Raw genomic sequence first — 15,080 nt, 5'->3', positions numbered from 1 at the left:
AAGCGCTCCGGCGCGCACTCAGGGAATCAGCCGGTCCACGATCTCCACCGTGTCCGATATGAAGTGCCCGTCGTCCCGCACCACCAGCGTCCCGCCGAGCTTCTCGAACATCGCCCGCCCTTGCTCCGCGTCGCACCCGAACTCGTCGGTCACCGAGTTCACGAAGACCAGCTCCCGGGCATGCGACCGGATCGCCTCCCAGTCGTACGCGTCTTGCAGCACCGGCTCCGGCCCGTCGTTCGGATGTGTCGAGTAGCCGGCCACGAGCACCGCCTGCGCCACGGTCACGTCGAGATGCTCCAGGAGCGCCAGCAGCAGCGCGGCCCCGCCTGAGTGCCCCACCAGCACCGTGTCATCAGAGAACGTGTGCGCCGCGAGCACCGTGGGCAGGAACGACGCGATCGGCTCCACGTTGGTCCCCGGGTGATGCGGCGTCTCGACGTCGTACCCACGCGTGCGCAGGCGGTCCGCGAGCCACGGGTACCAGATCCAGCCGGGCTGCGCATTCGTCCCGTGGAAGATGATCGCCCGGCGCGCCATCAGCTCGCCCTCGTCGCCGGCGCCGCCGCCGGGGACACCACGAGATTGACCTGGTCCAGCACCGGCTCGAACCCGATCCCCGCGTACACCCGGTTCGACACCGGGTTGTCCCGGTCGGTGTAGAGGCAGACCCGGTTCCCGTCGTCGAGCACGCGCTGGGCCACCTCCGCGACGAGCGCGCTGGCATAGCCGTGCCCGCGGTGCTCGGCGGGCGTGTAGACCGGGCCGATCCGGACCACGCCGAACGACGGCGGCCGCGCGGCCGTCAGGTGCACCACCTCGCCGTCGACGTCCCACAGCCACACGCTGCCCTCCTCGATCCTGCCCCGGGCGCCCCCGATCCGTTGCGGCTCGCCCTCCTCGGGCAGGCGCCCGGCCTGGGCGTCGGCCTCCGCGTGGAACACGGCGAACCACTCGGTGACCAGGTCCAGGTCGTCGAGCGTGGCCAGCCGCCCGCTGCCCGACGGCGCCGGGTCGGGCCGGGCGATCCGCGTCGCCTCCCAGAGGCGGTCCGGCCGGCCCTCGCCGACGGTCCCGCCTGTCGCGCGCAGCGTCTCCTCGGTGAAGGCCCGGACGGCGGGGATGGAACCGTTCGCCGAGGTCAGGGGCGGATCGCCGGCCTGGGCCGTGCGGTCCATCGCGGCACGGGCCAGCAGCCGCGCGGCGTCGTCGGGCATGGCGGGCACCCAGACCGTGTGCGGCGCCCCGGGCATCGTGCGCATCGATACGGCGACGACGACGCCGTCCGCGTCCCGCACCACCGCCCACCACATCGGGTGGTCGGGGCGCGGCCCGCCGGCCGCGTACGACCGCGCGGCCTGGTGCGTCGCCGAGGCGACGATGCTCGAGACGACAGGCTCGGCGGCCAGCAGGTCGCCGGCGACGTCCAGGGCCGCCGCGGGGTCATCGAAGAACTCGATGCTGTGTGCGCTCGTCATGCCGAGATCCTGGCACGGGCGGTGCACCCGATCGAGAGATTTCGGTTCGGCCCGGCGCGCACCGATGACGCGGGCGGTCGGCGTCGGCTCGCGGATGCCGGCGAACCGCAACATGCACGCCTGTCCGCGGCGCGGGCAGGGGCGCCGAGCCGCAGGTTGAGCGTTGTCTGAGGCGCTCAACCGAAGGCTGCACGTGCTCAGCCGCTCCGATGGACCGACACCTTGCGGTTCGGCGCCGCTGCCGACGACCAACTTGCGGTTCGGCGTCACCGGCAGCGACCAGGCCGCTCACCGGACCAGGCGCACTTCCAGCACGTGGGTGTCCGGGTCCGTCGCCGTGACCCCGTCGGGCAGGAAGCCCGCGCGCTGGAAGAACTTGCGGGCGCGCGGGTTGGACGCGTACGTCCAGAGCTGGGCGGCCGTGCCGGGCGGGAGGGCGTTCTCCAGCAGGGCGTGGCCCACGTTGGTGCCGTGGAAGGTCGGGTCGACGTACAGCTCGTGCAGCTCGATGGCCCGGACCGGCGGGTGGCCGAGGTGCGGGCCGGACGGGTTCTTCATCGCGAAGCCGATGATCTTGTCGCCCACCTCGGCGACGAGGGCCTTGTTGCCGGCGGCGAGGATGCGCATCCAGCCTTCGGTGCGGGTGCCGAGCGTCTCGGTCTCCCAGTGCTCGGCGGGAAGGAGCTCGCCGAAGACCGCGCGCCGGGTGGTCCAGTGGACCGCGGCGATGCCGACGGCGTCGTCGGGGGTCGAGGCGCGGATGTGGAAGTCTGACATGAGTGGAACGGTAACCCGGCTACCTGACCATCCGGACCTCGGCGAGGTCAGCGGTGCTCGCGTCGACGACCCGGGCGCCCTCCAGGACGAACCCGTTGCGCTCGTAGAACCGGCGGGCGCGCGGGTTGTCCTCTGCGACCCAAAGCTGCGCGCCGGTCCCCGGCGGCACGACGGCGTCCAGCAGCGCCTGCCCGACGCCGGTGCCGTGATAGGCCGCCAGGACGTACAGCAGGTAGAGCTGGCGGGCGCGCACCGGCAGGACGTCGTCCTGCTCGACGGAGTCACCGGACATCGCGATGCCGACCACCTCGCCGTTCACCTCGGCGACGACGGGCGCTGCGCCGTTGGCCAGCCACCGCTCCCACGTCGAGATGCGGCGCTCGAGCGTGGCCGTGGCCCAGAACTCGGGCGGGAGGATCGCCCCGTAGGTCGTCACCCACGTGGTGTGGTGCACCCGGGCGACCGCGGCGGCGTCGGACAGCGTGGCTGTGCGCAAGTTCACGACGCGAAACATACTCCCGCGCCGGGGCGCCCGATGACACCGGGCCAACCGGCGGCGTCAGGCCTTGTGCAGCGTCCCGACCAGGCACTCCTCGATGCCCGCCGCCGACAGGGCCATCGACGGCATGGAAGCGAGCCACTCGGCCGCCTCGGACGTGGGCACGAGCCGCACGTCCTTCACGACGAACTCCGCACCGCCGCGGGTCAGCCGTGCCGTGCCGGAGCTCATCGTGTTGCGGGCCCAGTCGGTGCCCGAGCCCCACGGCAGCGGCAGGACGGCCAGGACCTCCTGGTCGGGCCGGGCCGCGAACGCGACCAGGGGAGTGGTGTACTCCTTGCCGGACTTGCGGCCGGAGTGGTGCATCACCACCCACGGTGGGACGCGCCCCGCGACGCGGAGCACCCATGGGTTGAGAACCTTGCCTGCCTGGACGACGAACGCTGGAGCGGCCATGGCTCCCATCATGGTTCAGGTCCGCGGATCCGTCAGCCCGGGAGGGCGCCCGATCTTCGGCCCGGTCCCGATCGGGCCTCAGCGGCGAGTCGGCGGCTGTCGAGTCAGTCACGGTCGAACGAGAGCACCGGACGTCCCGTGCGCGGGTGGGTCAGCACGTCCACCCGCACCCCGTAGACCGGCTCCAGCACCTCGGGGACGAGGACCTCGCCCACCGGCCCCGCCGCGACGACCCGGCCGTGGTCCAACAGGACCAGGTGGTCGCAGGTCGCGGCGGCGAGGTTGAGGTCGTGCAGGGCGGCGACGACGGTCACACCGTCCGCCGCGAGGTCGCGCAGCACGCGCATGGCGTGGAGCTGGGCCGCGATGTCGAGGTGGTTGGTCGGCTCGTCGAGCAGGAGCAGGCGCGGCTGCTGCGCCAGGGCGCGGGCCATGTGCACGCGCTGGCGCTCGCCGCCCGACAGGGTGCCGACCTCGCGGTCCGCGAGCTCCTTGGCGCCCGCCGCGTCCAGGGCGGCGCGCGCGGCGGCGCGATCGGCGTCCGAGTCGCCGGCCAGCAGCGAACGGTGCGGGATGCGGCCGAGCAGCACGGCGTCCAGCACGGACAGCGGCAGGTCGGTGGAGGCGTCCTGCTCCACGAGGGCGAGCACGCGGGCCCGCTCGCGGCGGGGCAGCGCGGCCAGGTCGGCGCCGCCGAACGTCGTGGCGGGAGGAACGACGGCGCGGCCCGCCGCCTGCACGCCCGCCAGGACGCGCAGCAGGGTGGACTTGCCCGACCCGTTCGGCCCCAGCACCCCGGTGACGCTGCCAGCCGGGGCGAGTACCCCGACGTCGTCCAGGATCAGCCGGCCGCCGATGTCCCAGGAGACGCCGCGCGCCCCCAGCCCGGTGCGATCGGTCATGCCCCTGCCCTCCCGCGCCACAGCAGCACCGCGAAGACCGGGGCGCCTATGGCCGCCGTCACGATGCCTACCGGGAGCTCGCGGGGCTCGAAGACGGTGCGGGCCACGGTGTCGGCCCAGACCAGGAACGACGCCCCCGCCAGCGCCGACAGCGGCAGCAGCAGCCGGTGCCGCGCGCCGGTGAACAGCCGCACCGCGTGCGGCAGGATCAGCCCGACGAACCCGATCGAACCGCTCTGCGACACGAGCGCCCCGGTCAGCAGCGCGACGCCGATCAGCAGGATCCAGCGCGCCCGGTTCACGGGCACGCCGAGGGCGGCGGCCGCGGTGTCCCCGAACGTGAACGCGTCCAGCAGGGAACCGGTCAGTGCCAGCAGCGTGCCGAGCACCAGGACGGCGCCCCCGGCGATCGCCACCGACGTCCACGTCGCCGACGCGACCGAGCCCATCAGCCACGACAGCACCTCACGGAACGCGTCGCCCTTGGCCGACCAGAAGATCACGAACGACACCGCCGCCGCGCAGAGCTGGCTGATCGCGAGCCCCGCCAGGACGGTCCGGGTCGGCGTGATCGTGCCGAGCGCGCCCGCCAGCGTGAGCGCGAGGGCCAGCGCCCCGACGGCGCCCGCGAACGCCGCGACCGGCAGCAGCAGCGGCACGCCCGCCAGCAGCACGAGCACCGCGCCGAGCGACGCGCCCGACGACAGCCCCAGCAGGTACGGGTCGGCCAGCGGGTTGCGCGTGAGCGACTGCATCACCGCGCCGCACAGGGCAAGGCCCGCGCCGACGGCGGCCGCGGTCAGGATGCGCGGCATCCGCAGCTGCCACACCATGCCGTCGCGCAGGGCGGACAGCGGCTCCAGGCCGAGCGGGCCGCCCAGCCCGAGGTGGGTGGCGAGCGAGCGGCCGACCTCCGACAGGGCCAGGTCCGCCGGCCCGATCGTCACCGCGACGCCGATGCTCAGGACCAGCACCAGGGCCGCGGCGGGCAGGGCGAGCCAGGTTCTCGACAGGCTCGACCCGCGGGAGGGTCTCGACAGGCTCGACCACCGGTTGCTCGACCATCGGTTGCTCGACCACCGGTTGCTCGACGCGCGGGGGCTCACAGGTCGAGGTCCGCCAGCTGGTCCACCACCGAGGCGACGGCGTCCACGTTCCGCACGCCGGCCTCGGTCGCCGGGAACGGCACCACGACGTAGCGCCCCTCCTTGACCGCCGTCATCTCGCGGGTCGCCGGGTTCGACTCCAGCGTCTCGATCTTCGCGTCGGCGGGGTTCCACGCGGCGTCGACCAGCACCAGGACGTCCGGGTCGGCCTCGACGACGTTCTCCCAGCCGAGCGACGTCCAGGTGTCGTGGACGTCGGCGGCGACGTTGGCCAGCCCGGCGGCCTCCATGATCATCTGCGGCGCGCCGATCCCGGCCCCCACGTACGGGGCGTCGTCGCCGGAGGACCACCACAGCGCCGTCAGCCCGCGGTCGTCCGGCTCGATGGCGTCGAGCGCCGCCCGCTGCTCCTGGACCAGCTCGGCCGCGGCGTCCTCGGCGTCGAACAGAGAGCCCACCTCCCCGATCTCGTCGAACACGGTGTCGAAGGTGAGCGGGTCCGGCATGTAGCCCTCCTCCTTGCACGCGGCCGGGGAGACGTACGTGGAGACGCCGAGCTTCGCGAGGGTCTCGCGGTCGCCCGCGGTCTCCGCCGTCAGGTTGGACTCCCAGCCCGCGTAGACCAGGTCGGGCTCCAGCGCGAGCGTGGCCTCGGAGCCGGGCGCCTCGTCGGCGAACGGCTCCTCGACGGCGGGCACGGTCTCCAGCGAGTCCGGCACGGGCCCGTCCAGGAACGCCGAGCCGACGATCCGGTCGCCCAGGCCGAGCGCCAGCAGCATCTCCGTGGTCGACGACTTGATGGTCACCACGCGCTCGGGCGGCGCCTCGACAGTGGTGTCGAAGCCGCAGTTGTCGAGCGTGACGGGAAAGCTGCCCGACGCCGGCGGCGCGCCCTCGGCATCCGTCTCACCCGAGGCGGTGGCCGTGCAGGCGGCGAGGGCGAGCGCCGCGGCGGCGGCAACAACGGGCAGGACGACGGGCAGGGCGAACGCACGGGAAGGACGGGCGCGGCGGGGGTTCACGCGATGGCTCCAGGGGTCGACGAACATCCCACGGCCTGAAGGCCGCGGGTGAAAGACGACGCGCCATCTCGCGTCATGGTGGGAAGCAGTTCACAGTGAGAACTACATCGACGAGCCAAAGCAGGGCCCGCAACCCGCCGTCACGATACACCGGCCGCATCCGGCCTGGCCCGCAGATTCGCTGCGAGCGTCGCCGCTCGACCCGGTCCGGTCCGAACGGTTGTGCCGGGAACGCCACGGCTCGGAACAGTTGTCACGTCCTGGAAACGGATAGGTGCTCGCAGCCGAAACAGGTCGCGGCTTTGCTGGTCACCTGCTGAGGCGAGGGAGTTTGAATGAGCACCGTCCGAGTTGCGTTCACGCAGGCCCGCTGGACCGGCGACAAGGAGTCCATGATCGCCCTGCACGAGGGCTGGGCCCGGGAGGCGGCGAGCCAGGGCGCGCAGGTGATCGCCTTCCAGGAGCTGTTCTACGGCCCGTACTTCGGCATCACGCAGGACCCCGCCTACTACCGGTACGCCGAGCCGGCGGACGGACCCACCGTCGAACGGTTCGCGGCGCTCGCGGCCGAGCTCGGCATCGTGATGGTCCTGCCGATCTACGAGGAGGCCCAGCCGGGCGTCCTGTACAACACGGCGGTCGTGGTCGACGCCGACGGCACGGTGCTCGGCAGCTACCGCAAGCACCACATCCCGAACCTCGACAAGTTCTGGGAGAAGTTCTACTTCCGGCCCGGCAACCTGGGCTTCCCGGTCTTCGACACCGCCGTCGGCAAGATCGGCGTCTACATCTGCTACGACCGGCACTTCCCCGAGGGCTGGCGGGAGCTGGCGCTGAACGGCGCGCAGATCGTCTTCAACCCGAACGCGACCAAGCCCGGGCTGTCCAACCGGCTCTGGGAGATCGAGCAGCCCGCCGCCGCGGTCGCCAACGGCTACTTCGTCGTGGCGAACAACCGGGTGGGCCTGGAGGACAACGAGTACGGCGACGAGGCGGTGAACTTCTACGGCTCCTCGTACGTCGTCGGGCCGGACGGGAACTACGTGGGCGAGATCGCCTCGTCCACGAGCGACGAGCTGGTCGTGCGCGACCTCGACATGGACCAGGTGCGTGAGGTCCGCGAGCGGTGGCAGTTCTTCCGAGACCGGCGCCCGGACGCCTACGCCGCCATCACCGCGCCGTAGCCCGAGGACACGCAGCGCGACCCGGACGAACCCTGCACACCCACATGGAGGCACGATGACGACACTCATCACCGGCGGGACGGTCGTGAACGCGACCGGCACGGTCGAGGCGGACGTGCTGATCGACGGCGAGACGGTCGTGGCCGTGGTCGCCCCCGGAAGCACCGCCCTGGGGGCGGACCTGGCGGCGACCGCGGAGCGGGTGATCGACGCGACCGGCAAGTACGTGGTGCCCGGCGGCATCGACGCCCATACGCACATGGAGCTGCCGTTCGGCGGCACCGCAGCCAGCGACACCTTCGAGACCGGCACGACGGCGGCCGCGTGGGGCGGCACCACCTCGATCGTCGACTTCGCCGTGCAGAAGCAGGGCGAGCGCGTGCAGGACGGCCTGGAGGCGTGGCACAAGCGCGCGGCCGGCAACTGCGCCATCGACTACGCGTTCCACCAGATCATCGGCGGGGTGGACGACGACGCGCTCGCCGCGATGCGCACCCTCGTCGACGAGGGCATCACGAGCTACAAGATGTTCATGGCCTACCCCGGCGTCTTCTACGCCGACGACGCCCAGATCCTGCGCGCCATGCAGGTGGCCCGGGACGAGGGCCTGCTCACGATGATGCACGCCGAGAACGGCCCGGCGATCGACGTCCTGGCAGCCCAGCTCGTGGCGGCGGGCAAGACGGATCCCTACTACCACGGGCTCGCGCGGCCGTGGCAGCTCGAGGAGGAGGCCACGCACCGGGCGATCATGCTGAGCGACCTGACGGGCGCGCCCCTGTACGTCGTGCACGTCAGTGCGAAGCAGGCGGTGGCCCAGCTCGCTGCCGCAAGGGACGCGGGCAAGAACGTGTTCGGCGAGACCTGCCCGCAGTACCTGTACCTGTCGCTGGAGGAGCAGCTCGGGGCCTCCAGCGAGGAGTGGGGCACCTTCGAGGGCGCCAAGTGGGTGTGCTCGACGCCGCTGCGCGCCCGGGCGGAGGGCCATCAGGACGCGATGTGGCAGGCCCTGCGCACGAACGACCTGCAGGTGGTCTCCACGGACCACTGCCCGTTCTGCATGACGGACCAGAAGGAGCTCGGCCGGGGCGACTTCCGGGCGATCCCGAACGGGATCGGCTCTGTGGAGCACCGCATGGACCTGCTCTACCAGGGCGTGGTCACCGGTCGGCTGAGCCTGGAGCGCTGGGTCGAGCTGTGCTCGGTCACCCCGGCGCGGATGTTCGGCATGTACGGCACCAAGGGCGTGATCCAGCCCGGCGCCGACGCCGACATCGTCGTGTACGACCCCGCCGGCCTCACCACCCTCGGCGCCAGAACGCACCACATGAACATGGACCACTCGGCGTGGGAGGGCTTCGAGATCGACGGGCACGTCGACGTCGTCCTCTCGCGCGGCGAGGTGGTCGTGGACGACGCCGGCTTCCACGGCCGGGCCGGTCACGGCCGGTTCGTCAAGCGCGGCCTGAGCCAGTACCTGGTCTGAGGCGGAGGTGCAGCGCAGGGTGGGGGCCGAGGAACGAGGCACCCGCCCGAAGCGGAACCGCAGTCTCAGACCATGCAAGCAGAGTTCTAGGGAGCAACATGGACTTCGGGATAGTGCTGCAGAACGACCCGCCCGCCACGCGGGTGGTGGACCTGGCCCGCCAGGCCGAGGACCAAGGCTTCGACTACGTGTGGACGTTCGACTCGCACCTGCTGTGGCAGGAGCCGTTCGTGATCTACCCCGCGATCCTGGCGGCGACCGAGCGGGTGATCGTCGGCCCGATGGTGACCAACCCGGCGACGCGCGACTCGACGGTGCTCGCCTCCATGTTCGCCACGCTCAACGACACGTACGGCAACCGGACGATCTGCGGCATCGGCCGCGGCGACTCCGCGGTGCGCACGCTGCACGGGCGGCCGGCCAGCCTGGCGACCCTGCGGGAGTCGGTCACCGTGATCAAGGACCTCGGGAACTCGCGCGAGGCCGACGTCAACGGCAGCCCCGTGCGCTTCGCCTGGTCGCACGGCTCCGAGCTGGACGTGTGGGTCGCGGCGTACGGGCCCCGGGCGCTCGCGCTGGCGGGCGAGATGGGCGACGGCTACATCCTGCAGCTCGCCGACCCGGACATCGCGGCGTGGATGATCGGCGCGGTCCGCGAGGCTGCGGAGGCCGCGGGCCGGGACCCGGCGGCGCTGAAGTTCTGCGTGGCCGCGCCAGCCTACGTGGGCGACGACCGGGCGCACATGCGCGACCAGGTGCGCTGGTTCGGCGGCATGGTCGGCAACCACGTCGCGGAGATCGTCGCGCGGTACGGGGCGGGGCCGAACGGCGGGGCGCGGATCCCGGCCGCGCTCACCGACTACATCGCGGGCCGCAAGGGCTACGACTACGCCGAGCACGGCCGGGCAGGCAACACCCACACCGAGTTCGTGCCCGACGACGTCGTGGACCGGTTCTGCCTGATCGGCACCCCGGACGAGCACATCGCCCGGCTCAAGGAGCTTCAGGCCCTCGGCTGCGACCAGTTCGCGATCTACCTGCAGCACGACGCCCAGGAGGAGACCCTGCGGGCCTACGGCGAGACGATCATCCCCGCCCTGCAGGGCCGCGCCGGGGGAGCTGGATGAGCCCGACCCGCCCGTCGAGCCCGCCTCGCCGGCCGGGCCTGCCCCGTTGGTCGAGCCTGTCGAGCCCCCGCCTGTCGAGAGCCCTGACCGGCGCGGCCGGCGTCCTCGCCCTGGCCGCGGCCTGGGAGGCGTACAAGGCCCTGGTGCCCGACGACGGCTGGGTGCTCGGCGAGGCCCGCGTCCTGCCCCGCACCACCGACGTCGCGATGCCGCACCTGTGGGACATGTTCGCCCGGGCGGCCGAGCCGCTGACCTCAGCCCCCGACTCCCCGCCGCTCTGGCTCGCGACGCTGGGGGGCGCGGGGTTCACGCTCGGCGTCTCGGCGGTGGGCTGGGTGGTTGGAGTGGTGTTCGGCCTGCTCGTGGCGGCGCTCATGGCGCGGTTCGTGCCGGCGAGGGCGGGTCTGCTGCCCTGGGTGGTGCTGAGCCAGACGGTGCCCCTCATCGCCATAGCGCCCCTGGTCAAGCGGTGGGGCGCGGGTCTCGACAGGCTCGACCTCCGGGGATTCATGGTCTTCGACTGGCAGGACTGGATGTCGGTGGCCGTGATCGCGTCGTACCTGGCGTTCTTCCCGGTGTCGGTCGGCGCGCTGCGCGGGTTCACGTCCCCGGACGCGGCCGCCGACGGCGTCCGGCTCGACCTGTTCCGCGCCTACGGCGTCGGCTGGTGGACGACATTCTGGCGGCTGCGGGCGCCGTCGTCGGTCCCGTACCTGCTGCCCGCGCTGCGCCTGGCCGCCGCGAACGCGGTGGTCGGGACCGTCGTGGCGGAGGTGTCGACGGGCCTGCGCGGCGGGCTCGGCCGCATGATCGTCGAGTTCGGCGCCTCCGCCAGCGCGGACCCGGCCAAGCAGTGGTCGCCCATCGCGGGGGCCGTGCTCGTAGGACTCGCGGCGACGGGCCTGGTGGCGCTGGTCGCCCTGGGCCTGCGCCGGTACCGAACAGGAGAGACCGAATGACGGCAGTGGTCGTGTCCGGCGCGCGCCGGGTGTTCGACGGCGGGTCCGACGGCGGGACGGTGGCCCTGGCCGACGTCGACCTCACGGTCGGGGAGGGCGAGCTGGTGTCGCTGATCGGGCCGTCGGGCTGCGGCAAGTCGACGTTGCTGCGGCTGATCGCGGACCTGGACGCCCCGACGTCGGGCAGCGTGACCGTGTTCGGCAAGACGGCCGAGCGGGCGCGCAAGGACCAGGACTACGGGATCGCGTTCCAGCAGGCCGGGCTCTTGCCGTGGCGTTCGGTGCGGGCCAACGTGGAGCTGCCGATGCAGCTGCGCGGGAGGGCCGCGCGGGCGGGCGAGCAGGGCGGAACAGCCGGGCGCGGGACGGCGGGTGGGCAGGGCGGAGCGGCAGGGCGGCCGGACCGGGCTCAGCGGGCGGCGCGGGCCGCGGAGCTGCTCGCGCTCGTCGGGCTCACGGACTTCGCCGACCACCGGCCGCACCAGCTCTCGGGCGGGATGCAGCAGCGGGTCGCGATCGCGCGGGCGCTGGCCCGCAGCCCGCGCCTGCTGCTGATGGACGAGCCGTTCGGCGCGCTCGACGAGATGACGCGGGAGCGGCTGCAGGACGAGCTGCTGCGGATCCGGGCCACGACCGGCGCGGCAGTCGTCTTCGTGACGCACTCGATAGCCGAGGCGGTATACCTGTCGGACCGCGTGGTGGTCATGTCGCCCCGGCCCGGCCGCGTGGTGGCGACGCTGGACGTCCCGCTCGGCGGCCCGGCCGACCGGGCGGCGCGCGGCATCGAGCTGCGCGAGGACCCGGCGTACTTCGAGCGCGTCTCGGCGGTGCGCGAGGCGCTCCACTCGGGCGACGCCGCCCCCGCCCGGACGCCCTCGTGAACCGCGGGCGGTGGCTCGGGGTCGGGGCGCCCGTTGGTGTCGGGGTGGTCGCCGTGGCGCTCTGGCAGGCGGTCGTCACCGGGCTGGGCGTCGAGGCGTTCGTGGTCCCCGCGCCGTCGGACATCGCTGCCGAGCTCGGCGCCAACCTCGGCGTCGTCACGGACGCGGCCCTGGCCACGGCGACCAACGCGCTGCTCGGCCTCGTGCTCGGGACGGTCCTCGCCCTGGTCGGTGCCGGTGTCTCGGCGGCGTGGCGCCCCATCGCCGACGCCGCGAACCCGCTGGTCACGGCGACCGCCGTGGTGCCGATCGTGTGCCTGGCGCCCGTCTTCTACACGATGTTCGGCACGGACGCGCAGACCACCCGGGTCGTCGTCGCGGCGATCGCCGTGTTCGTCCCCGTGTACCTCAACACCCTGCGCGGACTGCGCACCGTCGAGCCCGTGCACCGGGACCTGATGCGCTCGTACGCCGCGACGCCCTGGGAGGCCACGCGGCACGTCACCCTGCCGGGCGCGCTGCCCTTCTTCTTCACGGGGCTGCGGGTCGCGTCCTCGCTCGCCGTCATCTCCGCCCTGGTCGCCGAGTACTTCGGCGGGCCCGTCGACGGCCTCGGCAAGGCCATCACCTCGGCCGTCTCCTCCAGCCGCTATGCCCTGGCCTGGGCGTACGTGCTGGGCGCCGTCGCCACGGGACTCGTCTTCTATGCCGTTACCGCTTTGATCGAGAGGAACACCATGCACCGCAAGAACGTGCTGCGCACGTCACTGGGCCTGGCCACGGCCGTCGCGCTTGCCGGCTGCGCCGGGGCGTCAGCCGAACCCGAGGCCGGCGGAGTCACGCCCGTCACCCTGCAGCTCCAGTGGGTGGCGCAGGCCCAGTTCGCCGGGTACTACGCCGCCGTCGACCAGGGCTACTACGAGGACGAGGGCCTGGACGTCACCATCCAGGAGGCCGGCACGGACACCGTTCCGATCGACGTGCTCGCCGCCGGCGACGCCGACTACGCGATCTCCTGGGTGCCGAAGGTGCTCGGGTCCATCGAGCAGGGCACCGAGGTGACGGACGTGGCGCAGGTGTTCGAGCGCTCGGGCACGCTGCAGGTCGCCTTCAAGGACGCCGGGATCACCGAGCCCGCCGACCTCGCGGGCAAGAAGGTGGGCTCCTGGGGCTACGGCAACGAGTGGGAGCTGTTCGCCGGCATGCAGGACGCCGGGATCAAGACCCCGGACGACATCGAGCTCGTGCAGCAGGCGTTCGACATGAACGGGTTCCTCGCCGGCGACATCGACGCCGCCCAGGCCATGACGTACAACGAGTACGCCCAGATCCTGGAGACCGTGAACCCCGCAACGGGCGAGCTGTACCAGCCCGCGGACCTCGAGGTCATCAACTGGAACGACTACGGCACGGCCATGCTCCAGGACGCGATCTGGGCCGATGCCGCCCGCCTGGCCGACGACGAGGACTACGCGGACACAACCGTCGCGTTCGTCAAGGCGTCCCTGAAGGGCTGGGCGTACGTGCGCGACAACCCCGAGGAGGCGGCCGGGATCGTCACCGCCGCCGGCTCCACCCTCGGCACGTCGCACCAGCTCTGGCAGACCAACGAGGTGAACAAGCTGATCTGGCCCTCCACCAGCGGCATCGGCACGATCAACGCCGACCAGTGGGACCAGACGGTCAAGATCGCCATGGGCACCGAGAACGAGACCGGCGCCACGGTGATCTCCGCCGAGCCGCCCGAGACCGCCTACACCAACAAGTACGTGGAGCAGGCACTGGCCGAGCTCACCGAGGAGGGCGTCGACGTCAAGGGCGAGGGGTTCTCGCCGCTCGACGTGCAGCTCACCGAGGGCGGTAGCTGATGGCGGACGACGACGCCCGCGCGCTCGCCGCCGCCCGCGACCTGCTGATCCAGTCCTGGTCGCCCAGCTCCGCCGCGCCGACGTTCGTGATCGCCGGCGGCTCCGGGGCCCGGGTGTGGAACCACGCGGGGGACGAGTGGCTCGACATGTCGTCGATGCTGGTGAACACCAACATCGGGCACCAGCACCCGCGCGTCGTCGAGGCCATCGCGCGCCAGGCGGGCGAGCTGGTGACGGCGTCGCCGGCGCTCGCGGTGCGCGTGCGGGGCGAGGCGGCCGAGCGGGTGCTCGCCCGCGCGCCGTTCGGCCCGGGCGGCAAGGTGTTCTTCACCAACGGCGGGGCGGACGCCATCGAGAACGCGATCCGCATGGCGCGCGTCCACACCGGCCGGGACAAAGTGGTGTCGATGTACCGGTCGTACCACGGCAACACCGGCGCCGCGATCGTCGCGACGGGGGACCGGCGACGGGTGCCGAACGAGTACGCGACCGGGCACGTGCACGCCTTCGGGCCGTACCTGTACCGGTCGGAGTTCTGGGCGGCGTCCGCCGAGGAGGAGTGCGAGCGGGCGCTGCACCACCTGGAGCGGGTGGTGCAGGCCGAGATGTCCGACACCGTCGCGGCGATCCTGCTGGAGACCGTCCCCGGGACGGCCGGCGTCCTCGTGCCGCCGCCCGGCTACCTGGCCGGCGTGCGACGGATCGCCGACCGGTACGGGATCGTGCTGATCCTGGACGAGGTCATGGCCGGGTTCGGCCGCACCGGCTCGTGGCTCGCGCTGGACCAGCACTCCGTCCGCCCCGACCTGATCGTCTTCGCCAAGGGCGTGAACTCGGGGTACGTGCCGGCGGGCGGCGTGATCGTGTCGCCCGAGATCGCGGCGACCTTCCAGGAGCGGGTGTTTCCCGGCGGCCTCACCTACTCGGGGCACCCGCTCGCCATGGCGGCGATCGTCGCCACGCTCGACACCATGGCCGACGAGGGGATCGTCGAGAACGCCGCGCGGATCGGGGCCGAGGTGCTGGGCCCGGGCCTCGCCGCGATCGCGGAGACGAACCCGCTGGTCGGGGACGTGCGCGGCCTCGGCGTCTTCTGGGCGGTCGAGCTGGTCGCGGACCCTGTGACCAAGGAACCGCTCAGCGCGCCCGCGATGGCGTCGATCAAGAAGAACCTGATCGACGGTGGCGTGCTGCCCTTCGTCGCCGACAACCGGGTGCACGTGGTCCCGCCGTGCGTCATCACCCCGGACGAGGCCCGCGAGGGCCTGGCGGTGCTCGGGAGCGTGCTCGCGGATGCGGTGTAGTGCCGGGGCGGCCCGGGCGGGCGCCCCGGCG

The 15,080-nt window shown here is 72.7% G+C and carries 15 protein-coding genes; 7 read left to right on the top strand and 8 right to left on the bottom strand.

Annotation, left to right across the window (positions count from 1 at the left end; genetic code table 11):
• Positions 1–18 precede the first annotated feature (18 nt).
• From ACFT2C_RS17420 to ACFT2C_RS17385, 8 genes are all read right to left on the bottom strand, one after another.
• Positions 19–540: an alpha/beta hydrolase gene (locus ACFT2C_RS17420; RefSeq protein ID WP_377208326.1), complete on the bottom strand. Its 522-nt coding sequence runs from the start codon at positions 538–540 to the stop codon at positions 19–21.
• Positions 540–1,478, bottom strand: a complete 939-nt coding sequence (locus tag ACFT2C_RS17415) for a GNAT family N-acetyltransferase (protein ID WP_377208325.1) — start codon at positions 1,476–1,478, stop codon at positions 540–542. Before ACFT2C_RS17415 ends, ACFT2C_RS17420 begins: the two co-directional genes overlap by 1 nt.
• Before the next feature lie 288 nt (positions 1,479–1,766).
• On the bottom strand, positions 1,767–2,255 hold the full coding sequence (locus ACFT2C_RS17410) for a GNAT family N-acetyltransferase (RefSeq protein WP_377208324.1): 489 nt from the start codon (positions 2,253–2,255) through the stop codon (positions 1,767–1,769).
• Positions 2,256–2,274: 19 nt separating this feature from the next.
• Positions 2,275–2,757, bottom strand: a complete 483-nt coding sequence (locus ACFT2C_RS17405) for a GNAT family N-acetyltransferase (protein ID WP_377208323.1) — start codon at positions 2,755–2,757, stop codon at positions 2,275–2,277.
• Between the two features lie 57 nt (positions 2,758–2,814).
• Positions 2,815–3,210, bottom strand: coding sequence for a nitroreductase family deazaflavin-dependent oxidoreductase (locus ACFT2C_RS17400; RefSeq protein ID WP_377208322.1), 396 nt, complete (start codon positions 3,208–3,210; stop codon positions 2,815–2,817).
• A 104-nt stretch (positions 3,211–3,314) separates the two neighbouring features.
• On the bottom strand, positions 3,315–4,112 hold the full coding sequence (locus tag ACFT2C_RS17395; RefSeq protein WP_377208321.1) for a putative F420-0 ABC transporter ATP-binding protein: 798 nt from the start codon (positions 4,110–4,112) through the stop codon (positions 3,315–3,317).
• Complete coding sequence (locus ACFT2C_RS17390; protein WP_377208369.1) at positions 4,109–5,125, bottom strand: putative F420-0 ABC transporter permease subunit; 1,017 nt, start codon at positions 5,123–5,125, stop codon at positions 4,109–4,111. The genes ACFT2C_RS17395 and ACFT2C_RS17390 overlap by 4 nt, the downstream gene beginning before the upstream one ends.
• Before the next feature lie 89 nt (positions 5,126–5,214).
• Positions 5,215–6,240: a putative F420-0 ABC transporter substrate-binding protein gene (locus ACFT2C_RS17385; protein WP_377208320.1), complete on the bottom strand. Its 1,026-nt coding sequence runs from the start codon at positions 6,238–6,240 to the stop codon at positions 5,215–5,217.
• A 335-nt stretch (positions 6,241–6,575) separates the two neighbouring features.
• Between ACFT2C_RS17385 and ACFT2C_RS17380 the strand changes: the two genes are divergently transcribed.
• The 7 genes from ACFT2C_RS17380 (at position 6,576) to ACFT2C_RS17350 (ending at position 15,049) form a co-directional block, all read left to right on the top strand.
• Positions 6,576–7,424, top strand: a complete 849-nt coding sequence (locus ACFT2C_RS17380; protein ID WP_377208319.1) for a nitrilase-related carbon-nitrogen hydrolase — start codon at positions 6,576–6,578, stop codon at positions 7,422–7,424.
• Positions 7,425–7,479: 55 nt separating this feature from the next.
• The gene (gene hydA, locus ACFT2C_RS17375; protein ID WP_377208318.1) at positions 7,480–8,910 is read left to right on the top strand and encodes a dihydropyrimidinase; all 1,431 of its coding nucleotides are present in this window, start codon (positions 7,480–7,482) and stop codon (positions 8,908–8,910) included.
• Positions 8,911–9,008: 98 nt separating this feature from the next.
• Complete coding sequence (locus tag ACFT2C_RS17370) at positions 9,009–10,037, top strand: TIGR03842 family LLM class F420-dependent oxidoreductase (protein WP_377208317.1); 1,029 nt, start codon at positions 9,009–9,011, stop codon at positions 10,035–10,037.
• Positions 10,034–10,996, top strand: coding sequence for an ABC transporter permease (locus tag ACFT2C_RS17365; RefSeq protein ID WP_377208316.1), 963 nt, complete (start codon positions 10,034–10,036; stop codon positions 10,994–10,996). The genes ACFT2C_RS17370 and ACFT2C_RS17365 overlap by 4 nt, the downstream gene beginning before the upstream one ends.
• Positions 10,993–11,877 carry an ABC transporter ATP-binding protein gene (locus ACFT2C_RS17360; protein WP_377208315.1) on the top strand — a complete coding sequence of 295 codons (885 nt, stop codon included), beginning with the start codon at positions 10,993–10,995 and terminating at the stop codon, positions 11,875–11,877. Before ACFT2C_RS17365 ends, ACFT2C_RS17360 begins: the two co-directional genes overlap by 4 nt.
• Positions 11,874–13,745 carry an ABC transporter substrate-binding protein gene (locus ACFT2C_RS17355; protein WP_377208314.1) on the top strand — a complete coding sequence of 624 codons (1,872 nt, stop codon included), beginning with the start codon at positions 11,874–11,876 and terminating at the stop codon, positions 13,743–13,745. Before ACFT2C_RS17360 ends, ACFT2C_RS17355 begins: the two co-directional genes overlap by 4 nt.
• Positions 13,745–15,049: an aminotransferase class III-fold pyridoxal phosphate-dependent enzyme gene (locus ACFT2C_RS17350; protein ID WP_377208313.1), complete on the top strand. Its 1,305-nt coding sequence runs from the start codon at positions 13,745–13,747 to the stop codon at positions 15,047–15,049. The genes ACFT2C_RS17355 and ACFT2C_RS17350 overlap by 1 nt, the downstream gene beginning before the upstream one ends.
• Positions 15,050–15,080: the final 31 nt, after the last annotated feature.

It is taken from the genome of Promicromonospora sp. NPDC057138 (genome assembly GCF_042670845.1).
Taxonomy (GTDB): domain Bacteria; phylum Actinomycetota; class Actinomycetes; order Actinomycetales; family Cellulomonadaceae; genus Promicromonospora.
This window is presented reverse-complemented; position numbering and strand designations above follow the sequence as displayed.